This window comes from Heyndrickxia camelliae (assembly GCF_002844575.1).
GTDB classification, from domain to species: domain Bacteria; phylum Bacillota; class Bacilli; order Bacillales; family Bacillaceae_C; genus Margalitia; species Margalitia camelliae.
In genome coordinates this window covers 72,925-94,648 of record NZ_PIQO01000019.1, presented here as the reverse complement: position 1 = coordinate 94,648, position 21,724 = coordinate 72,925, and the positions used below count along the sequence as shown (strand labels likewise).

The window sequence follows — 21,724 nt, the reverse complement described above, 5'->3', positions numbered from 1 at the left end:
AAGGAATAATTACTCTAAAAATCTTTTTTTTATCTCTGGTGATGGAATCATACAGCTATCGGACTTACCAAACCATTTATATCTATTTTTGGCAATATAATCATATACAAGATCTCGGATTGGCGTAGGAACAAGATAGAAAATATATAGTAATTTCCAAAATCCATTCAACCTGCGGGCAATCTGGAGGCCAGCATCTGACTTTACGTAGGCTTTGCCGTTTGTAATATATACAACACTATTCACATTTTCATTAATACCATATTCATTTAATAAATTTCGTCCTATATCACTTTGTAGAGAAGCAAAATGAAATATATGAGATGGATCTCTTTTGATGACAAACTGAACACTCTGATTGCAGAAATTACAAATACCATCGAAAAGGATAATGTCTTTCATTTTCTCAACTCCTTTATCAAACTCTTTCTTTTATTTTACCAAGATAAGCAGAATTTTTCATTTTACATGAAAGTAAATGGAAGGAGTGTAAGAATCTAATAGTGAAGACTTTCACGGTGACCCAATGAAATTGGGCATATTAGATTTGAGAAGAGAAGGAGGGATGTTAATGGTAAATACAGATGAACAAAATAATTGGCAATCGGTTGTGAAAACCGTTAAGAAGTTAGATCCAAAAAAACTTGAAATTGTAAAAAGTACACTTCCAGTCGTGAAAGAACATGGTGAGGCAATTACCAAACGTTTCTATCAAAGATTATTTGAGCACCATCCAGAATTAAAAAATATCTTTAATATGACTCATCAAATTACAGGACATCAACCTAAGGCACTTGCAGATGCCGTTTATGCAGCAGCAGCAAATATTGAGGATATGAGTCCTATAATGTCTGCTTTAGAAAGAATTGGGCAAAAGCATCGAAGCTTAAATATTAAACCGGAACATTATCCAATCGTTGGAGAAAATTTACTGGGAGCGATAAAGGAAATTCTTGGTGACGCGGCAACGGATGAGATTATGAACGCATGGGCAGATGCATATGATGTTATATCCGATGTCTTTATCCGCATGGAAAATCAACTATATAAAAATGCGGAAACACAGTCAGGCGGATGGGCAGGTTTTAAAGATTTCGTAATTGATAAAAAAGTAGATGAGAGCGATATCATAACATCCTTTTATTTAAAACCGAAGGATGGCAAGCAGCTTCCGGTATTTATTCCTGGCCAATATATTACGGTCAAAGTGGAAATAGAACAAGAAAAATATACACATTTGCGACAGTATAGTTTGTCCGATCGACCTGGCCTTGACTATTATAGAATTAGTGTTAAACGCGAAGATCCAATTAGAGAAGGGCTGCCTCCAGGTGTGGTTTCAACCGATCTTCATAAATACTTCAATGAAGGAGATATTCTTCCGATTTCTTCTCCAGCAGGTGATTTTTATTTAGATATAAATAGTCAAGAACCTGTTGTTTTAATAAGCGGTGGAGTAGGATTAACTCCTTTAACTTCTATGTTGAATTATATAGCTAATGAGCAACCAGAACGAAAAGTGTATTATATACAAGCTGCAAGAAACGGGAATGTACATGCTTTTAGAACCCACGTCAGGAATGTAAGCGGTCAACATCCAAACGTAAAATCATATTTTATATATGAAAAGCCAACAGAATCAGATAAAGAAATGCATTATTTTGATAAAGAAGGATTTATAACACTCGAATGGTTGAAGGAAGTGCTTCCTTCAAATAAAGCTCAATTTTACTTCTGTGGACCCACAATGTTTATGAAGGTGGTTAATTCAATCCTAAAAGAATGGGGAGTTCCAGAACAAGATATTCATTATGAATTTTTTGGTACATTTGGAAATCTAGAAGATGAAGTTTAAAAAAAGCAGGTAAAAGGAACAGAAAAAATCATCTGTTCCTTTCCTATTGCTATACCTGTTTTAAATATTGATCTAAAAAGGCAAGAACCGCTTTGTAACCAATAATTTTATTTTCCTTTTCCATAAATCCGTGTCCTTCATCAGGGAAGACGACATATTCAACAGGTACATTGTTCTTTTGCAACGCCGCAACGATTTCATCCGACTCTACTTGTAGGACACGGGGGTCATTGGCTCCTTGAAGAACGATTAATGGCTTATTGATTTTTTCTGCATGGAACAATGGAGAGATGCTGCGAATGTATTCTGTTTGGGTATATGGGTTGCCCAGTTTTTTATAAAGTGCATCTCTAAAGCTTTCCCACCATGCCGGTATACTCTTCAATGTTCTCTCCCAATTTGAAACACCGAAAATATCGACTCCTATATTAAACTCTTCTGGTCTGAAGGCTAGTGCAGCCAGAACCATATATCCTCCGTAGCTTCCACCAATGATGCCAATTTTATTGTTGTCAATATAGTTTTGTGATTGAAGAAATGATTTCGCTTGTATGCAATCCTCTAAATCAATTTCTCCATGTTGAAGATCTGCAGCACTGAAGAAAGACTTCCCGTATCCAGAACTGCCTCGATTGTTCACTGCTAAGACAGCATAGCCCTGATTAGCAAGGTATTGGAATAACGGATTGTACTCCATTCTGGACTGTCCTCCAGGTCCACCATGTACATATACTAATGCAGGTGCTAGTTCGCCATTTCGTATCACAGGCTTATAATAAATAGCTGGAATTTCTAAACCGTCAAAGGATGGGTATCTAATGACTTCAGCCTTTACTAAATCCTGTTGATTAATTTCAGGATTTAATGTATTGGTGAGTTTTTTCCACTTTTTTGATTCCCGATGAAGAGCATATAAATTGGACGGAGAATTCGAACTGTTACATTGGATGGTAATCACTTGCTCGCTTTTCGACATCTTTATGTTCACTATCTGTCCTTCCGGTAGATTGGGGAGATCTAAAAGTTGGTTGGTTGTAACATTTAAGATTTTCACAACTGTTTTGGCATCATGGTTTATGGCGTAGACAAGATAATGGTAATCTTGTGAGAAAAAAGAGTACATTATATCCCAATTTTCTTTCATGACTTCTTCAGAAGTATTCGTATTAATATGATATCTCTTTAAATACTGAAATTCATCATTCTCGTCTGTTAAAAAATATAAATACATCGAATCCTCACTGAACTTTTGAGGTATATAATGGACATCCCCATCATGCTGGCTGATATGTTTTAAAAGATCTATATCACGATCATAAATATAAATATTGGAGTCATTGGAGTTATTCACTTTTGCAAATGAAAGAAGCCGATTGTTCGGAGACACCGAACCAAACTCATATCCCTCGTTATTAGTAAAAATACAGGTAGATTGAAATGATTCTATATCCATTTCATATACATCCATGAAGCTTGGATTTCTTTTATTGGAACCATAAAAAAAACTTTTTCCATCCCTGCTCCATTGATAAAATTCCGCACGCTCTTGTTCACCTGTTGTCAACTCGCTAACAGATCCATCTTCATTTTGTACATAGATATGAAGAATCTCATTTCCGCCTTTATCGCTTAAATATAAAAAGCGATTATCATTTGGGAAAAAGGAAATCGCGTGGATAGCATTATCAGTTGAATGCGTCACTTGCTTGTGCGAACCATTTTCCAATGAAACAATATAAGCGTTATAAATTCCACTCTTGTCACTGGAATATAACACATTTTTTTCATCATAAGAAATAGAGTTATACATTATAGATTCAGAGTTAAAAAACTGCTCAATGGTGTACTGTTTACTATTTGATACAGGAATATTATTTGTCACTTTTTTACCCCCTTTTGTTCGTATAATAGAATATATTCGTGGAAAATTAGGAAAAAACCTTTTTTATTGGCAAAGAATAGGGAGATGGTTTTGATTTAATAAACTGGTTCCAACATGATAGAATGAATGAAGAAGATCGTCCTTGGGAGGAGCAATATAAGTGAATGTAAGGTTAAGTCCTAAAATCATTAAAGAAAGATGCGGGATCGTCTCCTTCAAAAGAGGTGAGGCTTTTTTTCGCTCCAATAAAGTTAGCTTTGAGAAAATAAGCTCCCAATGTTGCGAAGCACTCGTAAAAGGAACAGAAGACTTTCATGTTGTCCTTCAAAAAGATGGTAAAGAGCTGAAAGCGAATTGCAGCTGTCCCAGTCTCGTTTCCTATCAAAAAGACTGTCAGCATATAGCGGCAGTTCTATTAGCCATTTATGATAAACAAAAGAGAGGGACGACTACGCCAGTTCTTTATGATGTAGTAGAAGTACCATCTGATGGGATAACTGAAAATTTATTAAAACTATTTAATGCAGAAAAACGTTCAAGCACACATAGACACCACTTTGAAAATAGACAAGTGCTTGATATTGAACTCATCTGCAAGGTTATCGAATTAGAAGAGGGAAAAAGTATCTTCGGTATGGAAATAAGCATTGAAGGAATAAGGGTACTGAATATTCGCGATTTCCTAATGAATTGGAAAGAGGGAAAGGAATGTTCACTTTCATCCGAATTTACGTTTAATCCTGCTCAGCATTGTTTTTCAAAAGATATAGATGCTGTTATGGAGCAGCTTGTTCAAACAATAGAGGATGAAACGATCTTCGTTAAGACTGAGCAGCAATTTGGTTTTCATACCATTTCCATCCCTCCTTCTATATGGGAAAATCTAAAACCACTATTAGGAAAGTTGCAATCAGTTCAACTTCAATACAATGGACATGCTTTTTATGGCATTCAGATTATAAAAGATTCTTTGCCCATTCCATTTCTTTTTACAAAGACTTTGAACGATTCCTATCTGCTAAAGGTAAAAAATATAAGTGATTTAATCATTTTGGATTCCTACCAATCCATTTTATTTACTGGAAAATTATATGAATTTAGTTTCGGAGACTTTGAAAAGCTTATCAGTATAAAACAATTGCTAAAAGAATCGGGAACAAATGAGATTCTCATACCTTCGCAGCAATTCCATCTTATGAAGGAAAAAGTGATTCCATCTTTAAAAAGAATGGTGGATGTCCAGTTTTCTGCTGAAATTTTGGAGGAAATGAATAAAACACCTTTAATAGCAAAACTCTATTTGGACAGAGTAAAAAACCGTCTTTTAGCAGGTCTTGAATTTCAATATGATACTTTCGCGTTTAATCCATTAGAGATAATAGAACTTCGCTCCAACTCTATAATTGTTAGGGATATGGAAAAGGAAGATGCAATTCTTCAATTGATGAGGGAAGGCAGGTTTACGCAAACAGAAGGTGGATATTTTTTGCATAATGAGGAATTAGAATATGAATTTTTATATCATATTGTTCCTAAATTGCAAAAATATGTCCAGATTTATGCAACTACTTCTGTGAGAAACCGAATTATTAAGAAAAATACAAAACCGCGTATTCGCGTAAAACCCTCAAAAGAACGGACCAATTGGCTTGAATTCACATTCGAAATGGATGGAATTCCTGAAAAGGAAATACGTGAAATCCTATTGGCATTAGAGGAAAAACGCAAGTATTATCGCTTGAAAGACGGAACGCTTTTCTCACTGGAGACAAAGGAATTGGAGGAAATTCATCGTTTTCTATATGCTCTTCCTACTGAAAAGGATCACATAGATAGCAGCATTCAAGTATCTATGATTCAAGGAGTAAAGGCATTAAGCTCGATTGAAAATCATGAACTTCTCGATTTAGAAAAATCATTAAGGGGATTTTTGGAAAACAATGAAATCAATAAATTTGAGGTTCCTCACCAAGTAAAGTCGATTTTAAGAGAATACCAAATACGCGGCTTTCAATGGATGAAATTACTTGCAAGCTATGGATTTGGCGGAATATTGGCTGATGATATGGGGCTTGGTAAAACATTGCAAAGCATCACATTTATCCTCTCAGAGCTGACTAATGTTCGTAATGCTAAACTACCGGTTTTAATTGTCTGTCCATCCTCCTTAACCCATAACTGGTTGAGTGAAATATTTAAATTTGCTCCGGAAATTCAAGCAGTTGTGATGGATGGAAGTAAAAAGGAAAGGCAAAACTTGCAGCAATCACTGGAACGAGTGGATGTCATCATTACTTCCTACCCATTGCTTAGAAGCGATATTTACTGGTATGAAAAGCAAAACTTTCATACTGTGTTTTTTGATGAAGCCCAGAGCTTTAAAAATCCAACAACACAGACTGCTCGAGCGGTAAAGAAAATCCGAGCAAATCATCGTTTTGCTCTAACGGGAACACCAATTGAAAATTCGCTGGAGGAGCTTTGGTCTATCTTTCATATTGTCTTTCCTGATTTATTCCATGGATATAAGGATTATAGTAATCTTACGAGAAAGACGATTGCCAGAAGAATTCGTCCCTTTTTGCTGCGCAGGATGAAGGAAGATGTATTAGCTGAACTTCCTGAAAAAATGGAAGAAAGGGCTTCCGTTGAATTACTGCCAGCTCAGAAAAAGCTATACGCGGCATATTTAGCAAAACTTAGACATGATACTTTAAAGCATTTAGATAAAGATACTTTAAGAAAAAATCGTATTAAGATTTTAGCAGGATTGACAAGATTACGGCAAATTTGTTGTCATCCGGCTTTGTTTGTTGATGGTTACCAAGGAAGTTCTGCAAAATTTGAACGCCTCTTGCAAATGATAGAGGAATCAAAGCAAGCTGGAAGAAGAGTATTAATCTTCTCCCAGTTTACTAAAATGCTCGATTTAATTGGGAGAGCTTTGTCGAATCAAGGGTTTTCCTTTTATTACCTTGATGGCCAAACACCATCCGAAGAAAGAATCCAACTTTGCAACCAATTTAATAATGGCGGAAGAGATTTATTTCTAATTTCCTTAAAAGCGGGAGGAACCGGCTTAAATCTAACAGGTGCTGATACCGTGATTTTATATGACACTTGGTGGAATCCGGCGGTGGAAAAACAAGCAGCAGATCGCGCACATCGAATCGGACAGCAAAATACCGTTCAAGTAATCAAACTGATATCGAGTGGAACCATTGAAGAAAAAATAAATGAGCTACAGGATAAAAAGCGACATTTAATCGATGAAATTTTACATCCGGATGAGAGTGCTGCTTCGGGTTTAACAGAAGAAGATATTCGGGAAATACTCATGATTTAATTTGGGGATGCTTGGAATGAGAACATTTCGTGATTGGAGAAAAAGGGAACTTCTCGTGGGGAGTATGGTGCCTAAAGCCAAGGAAACCTAGTAGAAAAGGGAATAAAACTAAAGAATTATGCCAGAAACTAAGGTGAATGATTCAATAAAGAACAATTAGGGTAGAAACTTTCCCAAGACAGGTTAGTGGATTATATATTTTTTTAATCCATTAAATTGGGTACTATGTTTTATTAAAACAATCATAATTGGACAAATTAATACTACAATACTATTTGAAAATGAGGGAAAAACATAATGGAAAAATATGAAGTTGGAGAAGTTTTTACGATAAGTGAAGCAGACAATGAAGAACAAGAGGTTGAAGTAGTTGGAACATTAACTGAATCGGGTAATGAATATATAGCAGTAAGTTTTGTAGAAGATCTCCACCAAGACGACAATAATGATATTGATGTGTTTTACTTGAGAAATGATCCAGATGGTTTTTTATCTGCAATCGAGAGTGATGAAGAATTTGAAAAAGTTGCGCGTGCCTTTGAAAAGATGATGAAAGACGAAAATCAAGAATAGTCAAAAGGAGATTTCGGTTTGAGTCTATTCAGTAATTACCCGCTTATGGCTGCTTTTACTTCCATTATTATTGCACAGGTGGTAAAAGTACCATTGTATTTTGTTACTAATCGATCATGGAATGTGGGGCTTGCTTTTAGTAGTGGGAGTATGCCAAGCTCCCATTCTGCTGCTGTAGCATCATTATCTACAGCCGTTGGAATTGTAAATGGAATATCGTCTACCTCATTTGCAATAGCCGTTGTTGTTAGTTCCATTATTATGTTTGATGCAGCGGGCGTACGGCGGCATGCTGGAAATCAAGCTGTAGCTCTAAATGGTTTAATAGTGGAATTTAATGAATTTGTAAAAGAAATGCGGACGAACCCAAAAAATACTCCACAAGAACAAAGAAAAGCTCTAAAGGAATTATTAGGACATCGCCCAATTGAAGTGTTTGTCGGTGCAATTGTAGGGATTTGTATTAGTATTCTAATGTTCTTTTTGTACTACTGAAATTAGTTTACATAAAATAATTATTGTCACTTTAAAAACGTTGTTTATACACAACGTTTTTTATTATATATAAAAACAGTTTAATTGTTTGGAAATATTTGTTATATTATATGTAAATAATTTCACAAACTGTTTTGCCTAAAAATTCGATTTCCATACGAAGAAATGAGGGAAATAACATGAAAAGGAAAATGGTTTTGGCAGGTGGTACATGTTTTATAGGTTTGTATTTACAAAAGAAGTTTCAAGATTTGGATTATGAAGTAAAGGTCATCTCCAGACAGCCCAATCATATTACATGGGATGGCCATGAGGGGATTGTGGGAGCATTAGAAAACGCGGAAATGTTAATAAACTTAGCAGGTAAATCGGTTGATTGCCGCTATAATGCAAAAAACAAAGAAGATATCCTTCGATCTCGAACAGAAACAACGAAAATCCTAGGAAACGCTATAAAAAAATGTCAAAATCCCCCTAAGCTTTGGATTAATTCGAGTACAGCAACGATATATAGACATGCAGATGATCGACCAATGACAGAGGAATCAGGGGAGATTGGCACTGGTTTTTCCGTAGATGTAGCAAAACAATGGGAGAAAGTATTCTTTGAATTTGACTTGAGGGAAACGAGACAAATTGCATTAAGAATTGCAATTGTGTTAGGGGAGCATGGAGGTGTCATTGTGCCATTTAAAAACCTTGTTCGTTTTGGACTGGGCGGCGCACAAGGACCTGGTACTCAAAAATTCAGCTGGGTACATATTGAAGATATCTTCCAAATAATTCTCTTCCTCCAAGAGCGAGAAGATTTAAACGGGGTATTTAATTGTTCTTCTCCCAACCCAATTACAAATCGAGAATGGATGGAGCTATTAAGAAAAGCAATGAATCGTAAATTCGGTCTCCCAACTCCTAAATGGATGCTGGAAATAGGAGCCATTTTAATCAAAACGGAAACAGAACTAATTTTGAAAAGCCGTTGGGTTATACCAGAAAGACTTGAAAGAGAGGGGTATCATTTTAAGTATCGTAAAATCGAAGATGCGATTCAGCAGCTTATATAGGAAAAAGTCCCTTTTATTTTAGGTCAAGAAAATAAATTAACATTTTTGGTGCATAGGAAAAATAAAACTAGAAACCGTTTGCAATATAATAGTAAATATGTTAATATAAAATACAGAATCAAACATATGTTCTTATACTTCAAAATCCAAAAATTCGAGGTGTTAATGATGATTGTAGGAATTCATCCTTATTTAGTATTAAACGGAAATGGCCAAGAAGCGGTAAAATTTTATCAGGATGCTTTAGATGCGGAGGTTCTGGAATTTAAAACTTTTGGGGAAATGCCCGATAATCCGGAGCATCCAACACCAGCAGAGGCAAAAGATCGTGTATTAAACGCACATTTGAAAATTGGCAATTCGGAATTAATGCTTTCGGATACATTCCCTGGACAACCACATCAAGTAGGAGATCATATTACAATTGCCTTAAATATAAGCGATGCAGAAAAATCAAAAGAAGTTTTTGAAAAACTGCAAGCGGGAGGTAAAGTAATAATGCCTCTTCAACCAACATTCTGGAGTCCCTCTTATGGACAGGTAACAGATAAATTTGGCATTACTTGGCAAGTTTCAACACTTGGCGAAAATAACCTATAACATTTAAAGGGAATAAAGGCTATTTGGGTAGCCTTTTCTAATTTTAGGAGGACAATCATGTTAGCGGAAATGGAAAAGGCAGGAAGTGGCTGCATAGTTATTTTTAAACGTATGCTTCCACATTCAGTTAAAGAAGTATGGGCCGCACTAACTGAAAATGATAAGCTTGTAAAATGGTTCTCTAATCTTCAAGTGAAAGATCTTCGAAAAAATGGAACCGTCCTGTTTAATATGAATGATGGATCAGAAAAAACCATTGAAATGAGAATTCTAGACTTTGAAAAGGAATCTATACTGGAATTTGAATGGGGCGAAGGCTCCGTTCGTTTCGAACTGACTTCACAATCTGATGGCTGTTTATTAGTGTTAAAAGATATTTTTCCTGCCATCAATGATCATACAGCAAAAGACATAGCAGGCTGGCATATATGTATGGATGTATTTCAATCCTTATTAAACGGTGCTTTAAAGAAGTTTTCAATGGATGAATGGCAAAATGTATATGAGCAGTATATAAAACAAGTGGATCGAATAAAGTAATGCTTTAAAAGACGTATGATTTGATTAAGTTCTATGCAATTACATAAAAACACATTTTTATTTTCTCCATCCTTGTCCTTTAACATTTTTTTTAATTTGCATATTCTAAAGTAATCCGTGACCACTCATAAAGCACCTCCATTAAAGCGCATGTCTATGACATGTGCTTTTTTCTTATAAAAAGATATTTCTAGAGAACCTCCAATTATAAATGACATTTTATTAAATTTTCTTCCTCAAGATATATGTTTGTCTATACAGATTTATTGAACACGACATAACTTATGTATATAGATTGTAACTCACAATCTTGATTGAAAATAAAGGGGGTGAACCTTTATGTGCGGTGGATGCGGATATGGAGGCTACGGCTACGGCGGTGGCGGTTACGGCGCAGGTGCAGGATTTGCATTAATCGTTGTATTGTTTATCCTATTGATTATTGTTGGTACAGCTTATGTAAGATGGTAGAATGATCCAAAGATAATAGTAAGAGTAAAGGGCAGATGAAAATCTGCCCTTTATTATTTTATAGATGCGGGAATCCAAATATACACCATAAAATAATATTCAGAATAATGGTTAGGATAATACTCACCAAAACAGAAATAAGTAAATTTCTACACAATAGTACCACCTCAATAATAACATGTTGAGAGCTGGAATCATTTATACAGCAAAATGAAGAACTAGGAAAATAGTTCGATTATAGAAATAAATATGTCGAAAATTAATGGAAAATTTAGTATGTATAGTCTATTGAAAATATATTTAAGCGATGATAGAGTTAACAAAACAAAGTAAATGAAATACGAGTTTCATAATGAAATAGACTTTGATTATTTATATATCAAGGTTTATATAAATAATATTTTAGGAGGAATCAATATGGAAAAATTATTTGCAAAACTAGATGAATTATATGATGAAATCGTGGAAATACGCAGACATCTTCATCAAAATCCTGAACTTTCTTTTCAAGAAGTAGAGACTCCTAAATTTATTGCGGCCTTTCATCAAGAATTAGGACATGAGGTGCGAACAGAAGTAGGCGGTCGTGGAGTCGTAGCTGTTCTAAAGGGCGGAAAACCTGGTAAAACAGTGGGATTAAGAGCAGATTTTGATGCGCTGCCGATTCAAGAAGAAAATGATGTTCCTTATAAATCAAAAGTTTCAGGTGTTATGCATGCTTGTGGGCATGATGGACATACCGCGACATTGCTTGGATTAGCAAAGGCTTTAAATAGTATGAAAGATGAACTGGAGGGTACAGTTGTCTTTATTCATCAGCATGCGGAAGAAGTAGCTCCTGGTGGTGCGATAGCAATGATTGAGGACGGCTGCTTAGACGGAGTGGATGTAATGTATGGAACCCACTTATCATCAGGCGTACCAGTAGGGACCATTGTTTATGGAGTTGGACCTGTCATGGCGGCTGCTGATAGTTTTGAAATTACCATTCAAGGTCGAGGAGGACATGGTGCCTCACCGCATCAAACGAAAGATGCCATTGTTATAGCGTCTCAATTAGTTCTAAGTCTTCAACAAATTGTGAGCAGAAGGGTTAATCCATTATCTCCAGCAGTGGTATCGGTTGGCTCCTTTGTTGCGGATAATGCCTTTAATGTTATTGCAGATAAGGCAGTTTTGCGAGGAACCGTCAGAACATTTAATGAAGATGTTAGAGACTTAATCGAAAAAGAAATCGAAACGATTGTAAAAGGAACCTGCCAGTCTTCTGAAGCTACATATAATTATAGCTATTCTAGAGGGTATCCAGCATTGGTGAATCACAAGGAAGAGACCGAATTTGTCGCAGAGGTGGCAAAAGCCGTTCCAGGGGTGGAACAGGTTGTTGTTGGGGAACCACAAATGGGCGGTGAGGACTACGCTTATTATTTACAGCATGTGAAAGGAACGTTCTTCTTTACAGGAGCGGAAATCCCGGATCGTGATTTTACTTATCCTCATCATCATCCCAAGTTTGATATTGATGAGCGGGCATTATTAATTGCTGCTAAAACAATGGGGGTGGCTACCTTAACTTATTTAGAGCAACATAGTCCTGCAAAAGGAGAAACAACAGTCGTTTGATAAAATGTTGTTAGTTTTGTGAAAAAATAATAGAAGAGGGTTACCCTCTTCTATATTTATCAAAATGTTTATATTAAATCAGATTTTTTCTCGGTTGTTTCCACTCTCTGACGGTAAAATTCTGCTAAAGATGTATTAATATAAGGGACAAGCCATAGTAAACCAATTCCTAATGTGAAGATACATAAGATTCCCCATCCAATAAAACTTAAATATAGGAGAAATAATTTCCATTTATATCCCTTCATTAACCTTCTGCTTTCTGTAATAAGCTGTGTTACTTTCCAGTCCGGATGGTCCTTATATAAATAATTTACTTGTGAATAAGCAAATCCCTTAATAATTCCTGGAATGATAAATAACAAGCACCATAATATTGTAAATATAAGAACAAGTAAAGTTAAGCCAATTGCCTTAAAATATCGTTTTGCATCAGAGAAAAAGCGGAATATATCACTAATCTTAGCCTCTTCTCCTCTAACCATGCTCAAGTAAACCCAGCTGCAACCAATGGAAATAGGAATGACAAAAATGGACACAAGATTTCCGATATTCGCTCCTAAAGAATCGCTATTATCTGAGATTCCACCATCCACGATGATGTTAACACAGAAGGGCACAATGCTATTTACAGCAAATGTAATAATGACAAGCAAAATAGCAAATCCCCATTTACCTTTTAAGGTTTGTCTTGCATTACGTTTTATCTCTCTAATTTTCAAAATGTACAATCCTCCTTTTTATATATTCATATAGTATTAGATTTTTTACAGAAAAAGAATACTTTTATATAGAAAACAGTTATGATCTCAAAAATAATATAGGTAAAAAGTTGTAAATTGCTGTATTCATCAAAGGAATATTTTGCTAAGATAAAAGAAACTTGGGGTTATTTCAATGGGGGATTAGGATCATGGTTAATAATGAGGGTGTCGAGCAGGAATCCCTGTTTTGGCAGGCATTTCATTATGCTCCAATCGGAATGTCATTAATTTCATTGGACGGTAAAATTCTTAAAGTGAACCCAATTGCCTGTTCATTACTGGGATATAAGGAAGATGAATTAAGATGTATGTACATTGCTGAATATATACATCCTGATGATTTACAAATAAATACTCGTATAAAACAGGAAGTGCTAGAAGGAAAGCGCGATTCTTATTCAGCGGAGAAACGTTTACTTCATAAGGATGGACATACCATATCTATGCTTCTAACCGTAACTTTAGTAAGAGATAAAAATCATTCACCGTTATTTTTTATATCACAGATTCAAGATATAAGTAAGCTGAAAAAAACAGAGAAAAATTTATCAGAAATAAAAAAGCAATATCAACAGATTACAGAAAATTCCGTAGATATTATTGGTAAGTCTGATTCATCCATTCGGTTTCGGTACATATCTAAATCATGTTACGAGATAACAGGTTACTCGCCAGACGAACTAATCGGAAAATGTGTTCTAGATTTTTGTCACCCTGATGATATCAATAAGATTTTAGAAAGTCACCAATATATAGTAAATTTTGCAGAAACCAATAGGATTTCTTATCGTGTAAGACATAAAGATGGACATTATATTTGGCTCGAAACTAATGCCCATGCAATTTTTGATGAAAACAATCAGTTAATAGAGGTTTTATCGTTTTCTAGGAATATCACGGACAGGAAGAACTATGAGCTTCAATTAAAGGAAAGTGAAGAACGGTATAAATCTTTATTTGAAAATCATCCTGATGTGACCTTTTCTTTGGACTTAGAGGGGAATTTTACCTCTATAAATCAATCCTTCCAAGATACATTAGGATATTCAATGGAAGATTTACTGGGTAATGACAATATTTCAAATTCGATTATTATTAATAGGGAAAAAATAAAATATCATTATACTCAAACAATTACTGGGAATGTACAGCGCTTTCAAATAATGGCTAATACAAAAAGGAGAAAATCATTGATTTTCGATGTTACGTATATTCCAATGGTTGTCGATAAACAAGTGGTGGGAGTTTATGGAATCGCTCAAGATATTACAGCTAAAAAAAAGGTGGAAAAAGATTTAAAGCTAGCTAGAGAACGTTTAGAATCCTTTATCGATCACAATGTCGATCCAATTATTATCTTTAATAACGATGATAGAGTGATTAGGGTAAATAAATCATTTGAAAAGGTGCTAGGCTGGAAAGCAGGGGAAATACTCGGATTAAATTTGGATAGTCTGCCTTATATCATCCAAGAGGACCAGTTAGAGGTATCTTATATTGTAAAGCAAATAAAAAACGGAACACCGCAGGAGTCTTATGAAACCAAAAGAATTAAAAAAGATGGAACTCATCTAAATGTCCTAATATCTGGATTTCCGCTCCCGAAGCAAAAACGGGGAATTGATGGTTGGGCGATTATCCTCCGCGATATTACCGAAAAAAAGCAAGCGGAGGAACTTTTTGTGCGTTCTGAAAAGCTTTCTATTGCTGGTCAGCTCGCAGCAGGAATTGCTCATGAAATACGTAATCCAATGACAGCCATAAAAGGTTTTATTCAATTAATTAAATCAGATTTGTCTAAGAGAACTGAATACTTCGATATTATTCTTTCTGAAATCGATCGCATTGAGTTAATCTTAAGTGAACTACTTATACTTGCTAAACCGCAGACAGTAACTTTTTCAACCATAGAGATTCATTCCTTAATGAATGAAGTGATTACACTATTAAATATGGAAGCAATATTAAATAATGTTGAAATTATAACAGATTTTTATGAGGAAGAAATTTATATTTTGTGTGAGATTAATCAGATAAAACAAGTTTGCATCAATTTTATTAAAAACGCAATTGAAGCGATGCCAACGGGTGGATCCCTTACCATTCAAATAAATGTAAAAGATACAAATGGAGTACATATTCGTTTTATTGATGAGGGATGCGGCATCCCAGACTCGGTCTTAGAAAAACTGGGACAACCTTTTTACACGACGAAGGAGAAGGGGACTGGCCTCGGCTATATGGTTAGTAAAAAAATCATAGAAAATCATAATGGTACGATAACGGTTTCGAGTAAATTAAATGAGGGCTCTGTATTTGAAGTTTTTCTTCCTTTAAATTCTATAGGATGAAAGAAGATATGGGTGGCAACCATATCTTCTCAGATAGTCTAGTAGTGTCCCCCGTAGTGTCCCCCATGATGCCATGGATGACCGTAATGATTATTGTAATGTCCATAATATGGATGATGGTAATATCCTGGATGATATGCTACAGGATGATATGGATAATGGCCGTAACCATATCCATGTCCATAAGTTGGGTAATAATGATGAAAATATGGAGGCATTTATCAACCAATCCTTTCTCTCTTTTTCATTACAATATAATGGTATGTAAATTAGCTGGGATGGAGCCTATCTCCCCAAAAAATAGGCAAATACCTAACTATGAACATTTTAAAAATCATCTCATAGAATGTGAAAAACGGAGTCTAGGAGATGATAAAGTGGTCTTATGGCTAGATGTTAATACAAAGAAACATCGATTAACTTTATTAGATGGCAATAAAGTGGTTAAAAGATATAAAGTCGCAATTGGAAAGATGCTAACACCCACACCCACTGGTAGTTACACGATTATCAATAAAGAGAAAAATCCCGGAGGTCCTTTCGGAGCATTTTGGATGGGATTATCTAAACCGCATTATGGTATCCATGGCACAAATAATCCTTCCTCGATTGGAAAAAACGTGTCACATGGCTGCATCAGAATGTATAATAATGATGTATTGGAACTAGCTAATATAGTACCAATTGGGACAAATGTCTATATACATGATTAAGATATCTTTTTTCTTTGGACAAGCCATACTTTCTTATTCAGGAGGTCAATATATTGATAATTAAAGGCCATGAGGTGAAAGGTAGTTTAGTAGATGAGGAGACACGTTGCACTCACTACCATACTGAAAAGGATCGAATTGCAATTAAATTTTTCTGCTGTCAAACGTATTATCCTTGTTATCAATGCCATGAGGAACATGGATGTGGTCACTCAGCAGTATGGCCAAGAAAAGACTTTGATCAAAAGGCAATTTTATGCGGAACTTGCGGCACGGAATTAACGATTATACAATATATGGACTGTGATTATCGTTGTCCGAAATGCAATGAAGATTTTAATCCTGGCTGCCACCTACACCGGCATTTGTATTTTGAAGCCTGAGACTAAATAAAAAAGTTCCAAAAGGACAAGCCCTTTGGAAGCTTTTAATAAGAGGATTAGAGCATAATTTAACATTATGCTCTTTTTTGCATGTCAATACAAAGCTGTTGATAAGCCATGTATTCTTGTTTCATTCCTAATTCATTATATATTTTTGACAGCCATTGAACTGGTTTTGGATCAACAGCTTTTAGCTCCATTTCCCAGCTAAAGCATTCAATCGCCTGATGATATTGTTTAAATTGATAATAGAGTTGACCAAGTAAGAGTTGTTGGTCGGGGTCATTGGCAAGCGTCTGCATCTTATCAAGCTTCCTTATAATAGGCAGAGCTTCTTTTACCTGCTTTAAAGGTGCCAGTAATTTCTTTATGGCAAGTATGTCATATCCTTTTGAAAGTAAATGTATAATCCATTTTTGCAGAAAATCCACTGCTTTTTTCGGATTTAGGTTGAAGAAGGGGATGAAAAACAAATGAAGTTTTTCGAGATAATCAGAATGAACCTCCAAATTATAATCCTCTAACAGTTTAATAAATTCCATTGTTTGCATTTCGTTAAGTGTTAGGTTTTGGGAGGACAATAAAATTAAGATTTTTTCTGTTTGGTGTAAGTGAAAATATTTTTTTAGTAAATACTGCTGGATCTCTTCATGGTCTGGAACTTGATTAGACAAGTCTTCTAATATCTGTACAATTTCTTCTTCTTGAAAATGTTTCTCTAAAAGAAGCAGAAGGGAAGAGAAGTATTTTTGATTATATGCTATTTGGTGAATATACAGAGCAACCAAATCTGTCCATCTAGATTGTTGTTCTAGAAGGGAAGATAGTTTTTGAAAATAGGAGTTATCTTTTACGTTAGAAAAATAAACCTTTTCTGCATATATTGGATCTTTTTCAAAGATAATGTCTGACCCCTGATGATAGAGCTTTGCGAATTTTATAAAGTCTAAGTGATTGGAAAGTTCTTTTACAAATGAGTGAGTAGGTGTGAAATCCATTAGAATTCGGATAATGCGGTAGCTATGAAACATTTTTCCATTACGGCGATATTCATAAAAGAGGTTTTGAATATAGGTGAAAATTTTCTTTCTAGGAATAAAGGATTCGAAAAATGTAGCAAGGTTTGCCATTTCATGTGGTGATAATATTTTTTCCATTTTGGCTATTACTTGTAAGAAGGTTCGTTTTTTGTAAAGTTGATCGGAGGAAATAAGCGATCTGACTAGTGGGTGGTCGGATGGTACAATAATTCCATTTTTAAATGCATGTTCGATATGGGAATTTCTCATTAGTTTTGTCGTTTTCGCCGCAGTAAGATAGTGATCCTTGTAAAAAAATACATAGTATACTTGCTGGTTTTGGTCATAAGCTTCGATGATTTTGCTTTGTAAATAGATAGCCATTCTTTCAACTTGTAGGCAAATAGTTTTATGATGATTAATGATCACTAATTGGTTTGTGTGCATAGGAATCCTCCTAATCTTTTGTTCTGCTTTATTATACCATAATTTCAGATAAAGAAGAAAACTCAGTGGAAACCACTGAGCTTTTCTTTAAGGAGAAGATGATATAAAATTTTACAACCAGCAGCTAACCGCTAGTGGATGGCTATGTCTTTCTTAGCCATAAGTGTACATCGGATGAAAATGGAGGTGCTATTTTTACTGGTTGTGGACTGTTTCACTGAGTTTCCTTTATCCAGTCGAAGAGTTAATACCAAATTCTCTGATTCTTATGCTAATCTGCGACACTTACCTTTTTTTATTCCTCGTTCATAATCTCCGATACTATTCTATATGAGCGCAGTCTTGCCTCATGATCATAAATCTGAGCATTGATAATAAATTCGTCCGCATTTGTCTCGTTTAAAAAATTTTGCAGTTTCTCTTTTACTGTTTCCCGATCCCCCACGATGGAAGAGCCTGTTCTTTCTTGAAGTAAGATTTTTTCATAATCGCTGCAAATCTCATCGATATTATCAATAGGTGGTTGCAATGGACCTGGATTATTACGGATTAAGGAAAGAAATTGCTGTTGCATTGATGTTGCGAGCTTTTCGGCTTCTTGATTTGATTCAGCTGCAATGACATTTACTCCAACCATGGTATATGGTTTATCCAATGCTTTAGATGAACGGAAAGTTCGTCTGTATAAGTCAAGAGCCGGTAATGTATTCTGCGGCGAGAAATGGCTCGCAAAAGAAAATGGCAGTCCTAGCTGACCAGCTAATTGCGCGCTAAAGCCACTGGAGCCTAATAACCAAATTGGTATTTGCAGACCTTCTCCTGGAACGGCTTTTACATAACGATTACCTGTTCGTAATGACGGATCGAAGTATCCTCTAAGTTCTGCAACCTGTTCAGGAAAATCCGATCCATCACTTAGTCGATCACGTCTCAATGCATGTGCTGTAACTTGATCTGTACCAGGTGCACGTCCTAGTCCTAAATCAATCCTCCCTGGAAAGAGGGACTCAAGGGTACCGAATTGTTCTGCTACTACTAGCGGGGCATGATTTGGAAGCATAATTCCACCAGAACCGACTCTGATTGTCGATGTGCCTGCTGCAACATGTCCAATTACGACAGAGGTTGCAGAACTTGCAATACCAGGCATATTATGGTGTTCTGCAAGCCAATATCGTGTATACCCCCATTTTTCTGCATGTTGTGCCAAATCAAGTGTGTTTTTTAAGGAATCGGACGCACTTCCTCCTTTTATAATAGGAGAAAGGTCTAGTACGGAATATCGAATGTTTTTTAATGTATGGTGAACCGGAGATGTGTTCATGCTTTTCCTCCAATTGTATTAAATTTTGTCTATATATTTTATCAAACAAAAATTTAGTTACAAAATGAATTGCTTTGTTAAGTAAAAGTTAAGATTCTAATGATATTTTTTATAAATAACGAAGCTTAATACGAAAGGGCAATTTAATCACGATAGATTGCTGCTAATCAGATGGCTTTTAGTAAAGGAGCGGGGAGGATTGTTATGCAAGCAAAATCATTGAAAATGATGTTGGCGGCCACAGTAATAAGTGCGGGAACTTCCATTTGGGTACCGCCATCATCTGCTGATTCAACATCGGATATCTCTTCAGCACAAACTGTATCTGTCAATCAATTGAAGCATTTAGAACTAGATGGTATTCAGATGGAAGAGACCTTTTCGGCAGATGTATTTGATTATCATGCAACCGTTGAAAATCAACAGAATCATGTTGTTCTACATATTTCAGGTAATGAACATCAAGTATTTACCATAAACGGAAATACGGTTAAGGATCCATCAAATGTAATATTAAATTTGAAGACTGGGTCTAATGACTTTTCGATTGTAGTGGATGATGGTGTAGATACACCAGTTACTTATACTCTTACCATTGTCCGCAAACTTAGTGACAATAATTTATTAAAAAATATTAAGCTATCAAGTGGAAGATTATCCAAAGTATTTAATTCGAATACTACTAATTATAATGTGCAACTTCCAAATGAAGTGGATTCTTTAACGGTATCACCAGAAGTATTTGATTCTACAGAAACAGTAAGAATAAATGGAACGGAGTTAAAGGAGGGGAGTGTATCAGTAAAGCTTCCTGTTGGTAAGTCTGACATCATTATATTGGTAACAGCAGAAAATGGGGAAAGTAAGAGATACATTCTTCATGTTGTTCGAGCAGCAAAAATGAATCATACATCACCTGTGAAAAAACCAACAACGGATAAAGGAAATGGTGGTAAGAAAACATATTCTGGTAATGAAACTCCTCCTGTAAATATAGCAAATACAAGAAATAGTAGTGAGATTAAAAATACATTTTCTTCCACTCAAACCGTATCGAAAAATACAGGTCGCATGAACATAGGACAAGGAACCACCTACATTCAGAAAACATCCAGTCAAACATCGGGAAGTCAGATGAAAGCGAGTCAAGCACAATTGAGCAGTCTTAGCGTATCGAATGGAACTTGGAATAAAGCTTTTTCTAGCGATGAGTATACCTATCATATAGCGGTTGGAAACAGTGTCGATAAAGTAACGATAAATGCAACTGCTCGAACAAGTGGAGCATCTGTTTCCATTGAAGGCGAGAATAGTACTATTCCATTAGGGGAGAATGCGAAAAAGACCATCGTTTCGATTGTTGTAACGAAAGATGATGAACGTAAAACATATGTACTTGTAATCGACAAGGATGTGAAAGAGAAACCGACTGAAGATAGTGTAATCACTACATCCTCTTCCACTACTAATTCCATACAAAAAAATAATTCCGTTCAAGCAAATAACAACTTAAACACTAATCGAATTAAATATTCAAACACAAATCAAGCGAAGCAATCGGCATCTTGGTGGGGGAAACTGTGGAATAAGATTTTAAGTTGGTTCTAATTTAAGGAATATACTAACCTGCGTTGTTTTACAGGTTAGTATATTTCTTAAACATGTATATCACAACAAATTAGTTGATAGTGAATAAATTTATGAGCGATGTACTGGAAATAGGTATAAAACAACAAATGGAAGATGCATCTAATATAAATTTTTAGTATAATTTTTTTTAAAAAATAGGAGTGTACAGAATGCACAAGGTTTTTGTCTACGGAACATTGAGAAAAGGCGGGGCCAACGAGCACTATTTAAAGGGAGCTACATGCATTTCAAATCGCTGTTGGACCTATGGTGAACTGCATGATACAGGATTAGGATATCCGGCTATTAAAGAACATCCTTCTACCAAGGTGTTTGGAGAAATATATGTGGTGGATGATGATCAATTGAAATTAGTGGATGAATTGGAGGATTATGAAGAGGGCGGGGAAAACAATCTATATGATAGAATCAAAAGAACGGTTTATACCAATGAGGGGGAAACAGAAGTATTTGTGTATTTAGGAAAAAATCCACTCTTTGAGAAAAGCAATTTGATTGAATCCGGCGATTGGATGACCTATTTGCAAGGTGAATAGTCATAAAACTCACTAAAATGTATCTAGATTAGAATAATAGTAATAAAATGAATGGGGGATAAATGTAACGCTATGAATGTCTAATCTG

General features: G+C 35.4%; 20 protein-coding genes. 14 read left to right on the top strand and 6 right to left on the bottom strand.

The window, feature by feature from the left end; genetic code table 11:
* Window positions 1-9: 9 nt before the first annotated feature.
* A complete protein-coding gene (locus CWO92_RS19715) occupies window positions 10-402 on the bottom strand; it encodes a thiol-disulfide oxidoreductase DCC family protein (RefSeq protein WP_101355922.1) in 393 nt (130 codons plus the stop codon).
* Window positions 403-571: 169 nt separating this feature from the next.
* On the opposite strand from CWO92_RS19715, the gene hmpA reads away from it, so the two are divergent.
* A complete protein-coding gene (hmpA, locus tag CWO92_RS19710; RefSeq protein ID WP_101355921.1) occupies window positions 572-1,855 on the top strand; it encodes an NO-inducible flavohemoprotein in 1,284 nt (427 codons plus the stop codon).
* 49 nt (window positions 1,856-1,904) lie between these two features.
* Here hmpA and CWO92_RS19705 read toward each other — a convergent pair whose 3' ends face one another.
* On the bottom strand, window positions 1,905-3,737 hold the full coding sequence (locus CWO92_RS19705) for an alpha/beta hydrolase family protein (RefSeq protein ID WP_207767819.1): 1,833 nt from the start codon (window positions 3,735-3,737) through the stop codon (window positions 1,905-1,907).
* A 160-nt stretch (window positions 3,738-3,897) separates the two neighbouring features.
* On the opposite strand from CWO92_RS19705, the gene CWO92_RS19700 reads away from it, so the two are divergent.
* From CWO92_RS19700 to CWO92_RS19665, 8 genes are all read left to right on the top strand, one after another.
* Complete coding sequence (locus CWO92_RS19700) at window positions 3,898-7,083, top strand: DEAD/DEAH box helicase (protein WP_101355920.1); 3,186 nt, start codon at window positions 3,898-3,900, stop codon at window positions 7,081-7,083.
* A 297-nt stretch (window positions 7,084-7,380) separates the two neighbouring features.
* A complete protein-coding gene (locus CWO92_RS19695) occupies window positions 7,381-7,656 on the top strand; it encodes a DUF1292 domain-containing protein (RefSeq protein ID WP_101355919.1) in 276 nt (91 codons plus the stop codon).
* 18 nt (window positions 7,657-7,674) lie between these two features.
* Complete coding sequence (locus CWO92_RS19690) at window positions 7,675-8,151, top strand: divergent PAP2 family protein (RefSeq protein WP_101355918.1); 477 nt, start codon at window positions 7,675-7,677, stop codon at window positions 8,149-8,151.
* A 179-nt stretch (window positions 8,152-8,330) separates the two neighbouring features.
* Window positions 8,331-9,215, top strand: coding sequence for a TIGR01777 family oxidoreductase (locus CWO92_RS19685; RefSeq protein WP_101355917.1), 885 nt, complete (start codon window positions 8,331-8,333; stop codon window positions 9,213-9,215).
* Between the two features lie 168 nt (window positions 9,216-9,383).
* Entirely contained in the window at window positions 9,384-9,815 is a 432-nt protein-coding gene (locus tag CWO92_RS19680; protein ID WP_101355916.1) for a VOC family protein, read from the top strand.
* Window positions 9,816-9,872: 57 nt separating this feature from the next.
* Window positions 9,873-10,355: an SRPBCC family protein gene (locus CWO92_RS19675; RefSeq protein ID WP_101355915.1), complete on the top strand. Its 483-nt coding sequence runs from the start codon at window positions 9,873-9,875 to the stop codon at window positions 10,353-10,355.
* 339 nt (window positions 10,356-10,694) lie between these two features.
* Window positions 10,695-10,826, top strand: a complete 132-nt coding sequence (locus CWO92_RS19670) for a YjcZ family sporulation protein (RefSeq protein WP_101355914.1) — start codon at window positions 10,695-10,697, stop codon at window positions 10,824-10,826.
* A gap of 417 nt (window positions 10,827-11,243) precedes the next feature.
* Window positions 11,244-12,449: a M20 metallopeptidase family protein gene (locus tag CWO92_RS19665; RefSeq protein ID WP_101355913.1), complete on the top strand. Its 1,206-nt coding sequence runs from the start codon at window positions 11,244-11,246 to the stop codon at window positions 12,447-12,449.
* Between the two features lie 68 nt (window positions 12,450-12,517).
* On the opposite strand, the gene CWO92_RS19660 is transcribed toward CWO92_RS19665, so the two are convergent.
* Window positions 12,518-13,171 (bottom strand): DUF975 family protein, encoded by a 654-nt coding sequence (locus tag CWO92_RS19660; protein ID WP_101355912.1) that lies wholly within the window; start codon window positions 13,169-13,171, stop codon window positions 12,518-12,520.
* A gap of 191 nt (window positions 13,172-13,362) precedes the next feature.
* Between CWO92_RS19660 and CWO92_RS19655 the strand changes: the two genes are divergently transcribed.
* Entirely contained in the window at window positions 13,363-15,564 is a 2,202-nt protein-coding gene (locus tag CWO92_RS19655; RefSeq protein ID WP_101355911.1) for a PAS domain-containing sensor histidine kinase, read from the top strand.
* A 38-nt stretch (window positions 15,565-15,602) separates the two neighbouring features.
* Here the strand turns inward: CWO92_RS19655 and CWO92_RS19650 are convergent, their stop codons facing one another.
* On the bottom strand, window positions 15,603-15,782 hold the full coding sequence (locus CWO92_RS19650; protein ID WP_101355910.1) for a hypothetical protein: 180 nt from the start codon (window positions 15,780-15,782) through the stop codon (window positions 15,603-15,605).
* 159 nt (window positions 15,783-15,941) lie between these two features.
* Here CWO92_RS19650 and CWO92_RS19645 point away from each other — a divergent pair, with 159 nt between their 5' ends.
* Both CWO92_RS19645 and CWO92_RS19640 read left to right on the top strand, forming a co-directional pair.
* Complete coding sequence (locus tag CWO92_RS19645; protein WP_101355909.1) at window positions 15,942-16,277, top strand: L,D-transpeptidase; 336 nt, start codon at window positions 15,942-15,944, stop codon at window positions 16,275-16,277.
* A gap of 53 nt (window positions 16,278-16,330) precedes the next feature.
* Window positions 16,331-16,660, top strand: coding sequence for a CHY zinc finger protein (locus tag CWO92_RS19640; RefSeq protein ID WP_101355908.1), 330 nt, complete (start codon window positions 16,331-16,333; stop codon window positions 16,658-16,660).
* A gap of 74 nt (window positions 16,661-16,734) precedes the next feature.
* Here the strand turns inward: CWO92_RS19640 and CWO92_RS19635 are convergent, their stop codons facing one another.
* Together CWO92_RS19635 and CWO92_RS19630 are read right to left on the bottom strand one after the other, a co-directional pair.
* On the bottom strand, window positions 16,735-18,126 hold the full coding sequence (locus CWO92_RS19635; RefSeq protein WP_101355907.1) for a tetratricopeptide repeat protein: 1,392 nt from the start codon (window positions 18,124-18,126) through the stop codon (window positions 16,735-16,737).
* A gap of 295 nt (window positions 18,127-18,421) precedes the next feature.
* Window positions 18,422-19,450, bottom strand: a complete 1,029-nt coding sequence (locus CWO92_RS19630) for an LLM class flavin-dependent oxidoreductase (protein WP_101355906.1) — start codon at window positions 19,448-19,450, stop codon at window positions 18,422-18,424.
* A 204-nt stretch (window positions 19,451-19,654) separates the two neighbouring features.
* On the opposite strand from CWO92_RS19630, the gene CWO92_RS19625 reads away from it, so the two are divergent.
* A complete protein-coding gene (locus CWO92_RS19625; protein ID WP_165786731.1) occupies window positions 19,655-21,058 on the top strand; it encodes a cadherin-like beta sandwich domain-containing protein in 1,404 nt (467 codons plus the stop codon).
* 191 nt (window positions 21,059-21,249) lie between these two features.
* A complete protein-coding gene (locus tag CWO92_RS19620; RefSeq protein WP_101355904.1) occupies window positions 21,250-21,636 on the top strand; it encodes a gamma-glutamylcyclotransferase family protein in 387 nt (128 codons plus the stop codon).
* The last annotated feature ends 88 nt before the right edge of the window (window positions 21,637-21,724 follow it).

Excerpts from the sequence above, each read along its gene's own strand:
- CWO92_RS19715 (WP_101355922.1), bottom strand. The coding sequence starts at position 402 with ATGAAAGACATTATCCTTTTCGATGGTATTTGTAATTTCTGCAATCAG.
- hmpA (WP_101355921.1), top strand. The coding sequence starts at position 572 with ATGGTAAATACAGATGAACAAAATAATTGGCAATCGGTTGTGAAAACC.
- CWO92_RS19695 (WP_101355919.1), top strand. The coding sequence starts at position 7,381 with ATGGAAAAATATGAAGTTGGAGAAGTTTTTACGATAAGTGAAGCAGAC.
- CWO92_RS19685 (WP_101355917.1), top strand. The coding sequence starts at position 8,331 with ATGAAAAGGAAAATGGTTTTGGCAGGTGGTACATGTTTTATAGGTTTG.
- CWO92_RS19680 (WP_101355916.1), top strand. The coding sequence starts at position 9,384 with ATGATTGTAGGAATTCATCCTTATTTAGTATTAAACGGAAATGGCCAA.
- CWO92_RS19675 (WP_101355915.1), top strand. The coding sequence starts at position 9,873 with ATGTTAGCGGAAATGGAAAAGGCAGGAAGTGGCTGCATAGTTATTTTT.
- CWO92_RS19670 (WP_101355914.1), top strand. The coding sequence starts at position 10,695 with ATGTGCGGTGGATGCGGATATGGAGGCTACGGCTACGGCGGTGGCGGT.
- CWO92_RS19665 (WP_101355913.1), top strand. The coding sequence starts at position 11,244 with ATGGAAAAATTATTTGCAAAACTAGATGAATTATATGATGAAATCGTG.
- CWO92_RS19655 (WP_101355911.1), top strand. The coding sequence starts at position 13,363 with ATGGTTAATAATGAGGGTGTCGAGCAGGAATCCCTGTTTTGGCAGGCA.
- CWO92_RS19650 (WP_101355910.1), bottom strand. The coding sequence starts at position 15,782 with ATGCCTCCATATTTTCATCATTATTACCCAACTTATGGACATGGATAT.
- CWO92_RS19635 (WP_101355907.1), bottom strand. The coding sequence starts at position 18,126 with ATGCACACAAACCAATTAGTGATCATTAATCATCATAAAACTATTTGC.
- CWO92_RS19630 (WP_101355906.1), bottom strand. The coding sequence starts at position 19,450 with ATGAACACATCTCCGGTTCACCATACATTAAAAAACATTCGATATTCC.
- CWO92_RS19625 (WP_165786731.1), top strand. The coding sequence starts at position 19,655 with ATGCAAGCAAAATCATTGAAAATGATGTTGGCGGCCACAGTAATAAGT.
- CWO92_RS19620 (WP_101355904.1), top strand. The coding sequence starts at position 21,250 with ATGCACAAGGTTTTTGTCTACGGAACATTGAGAAAAGGCGGGGCCAAC.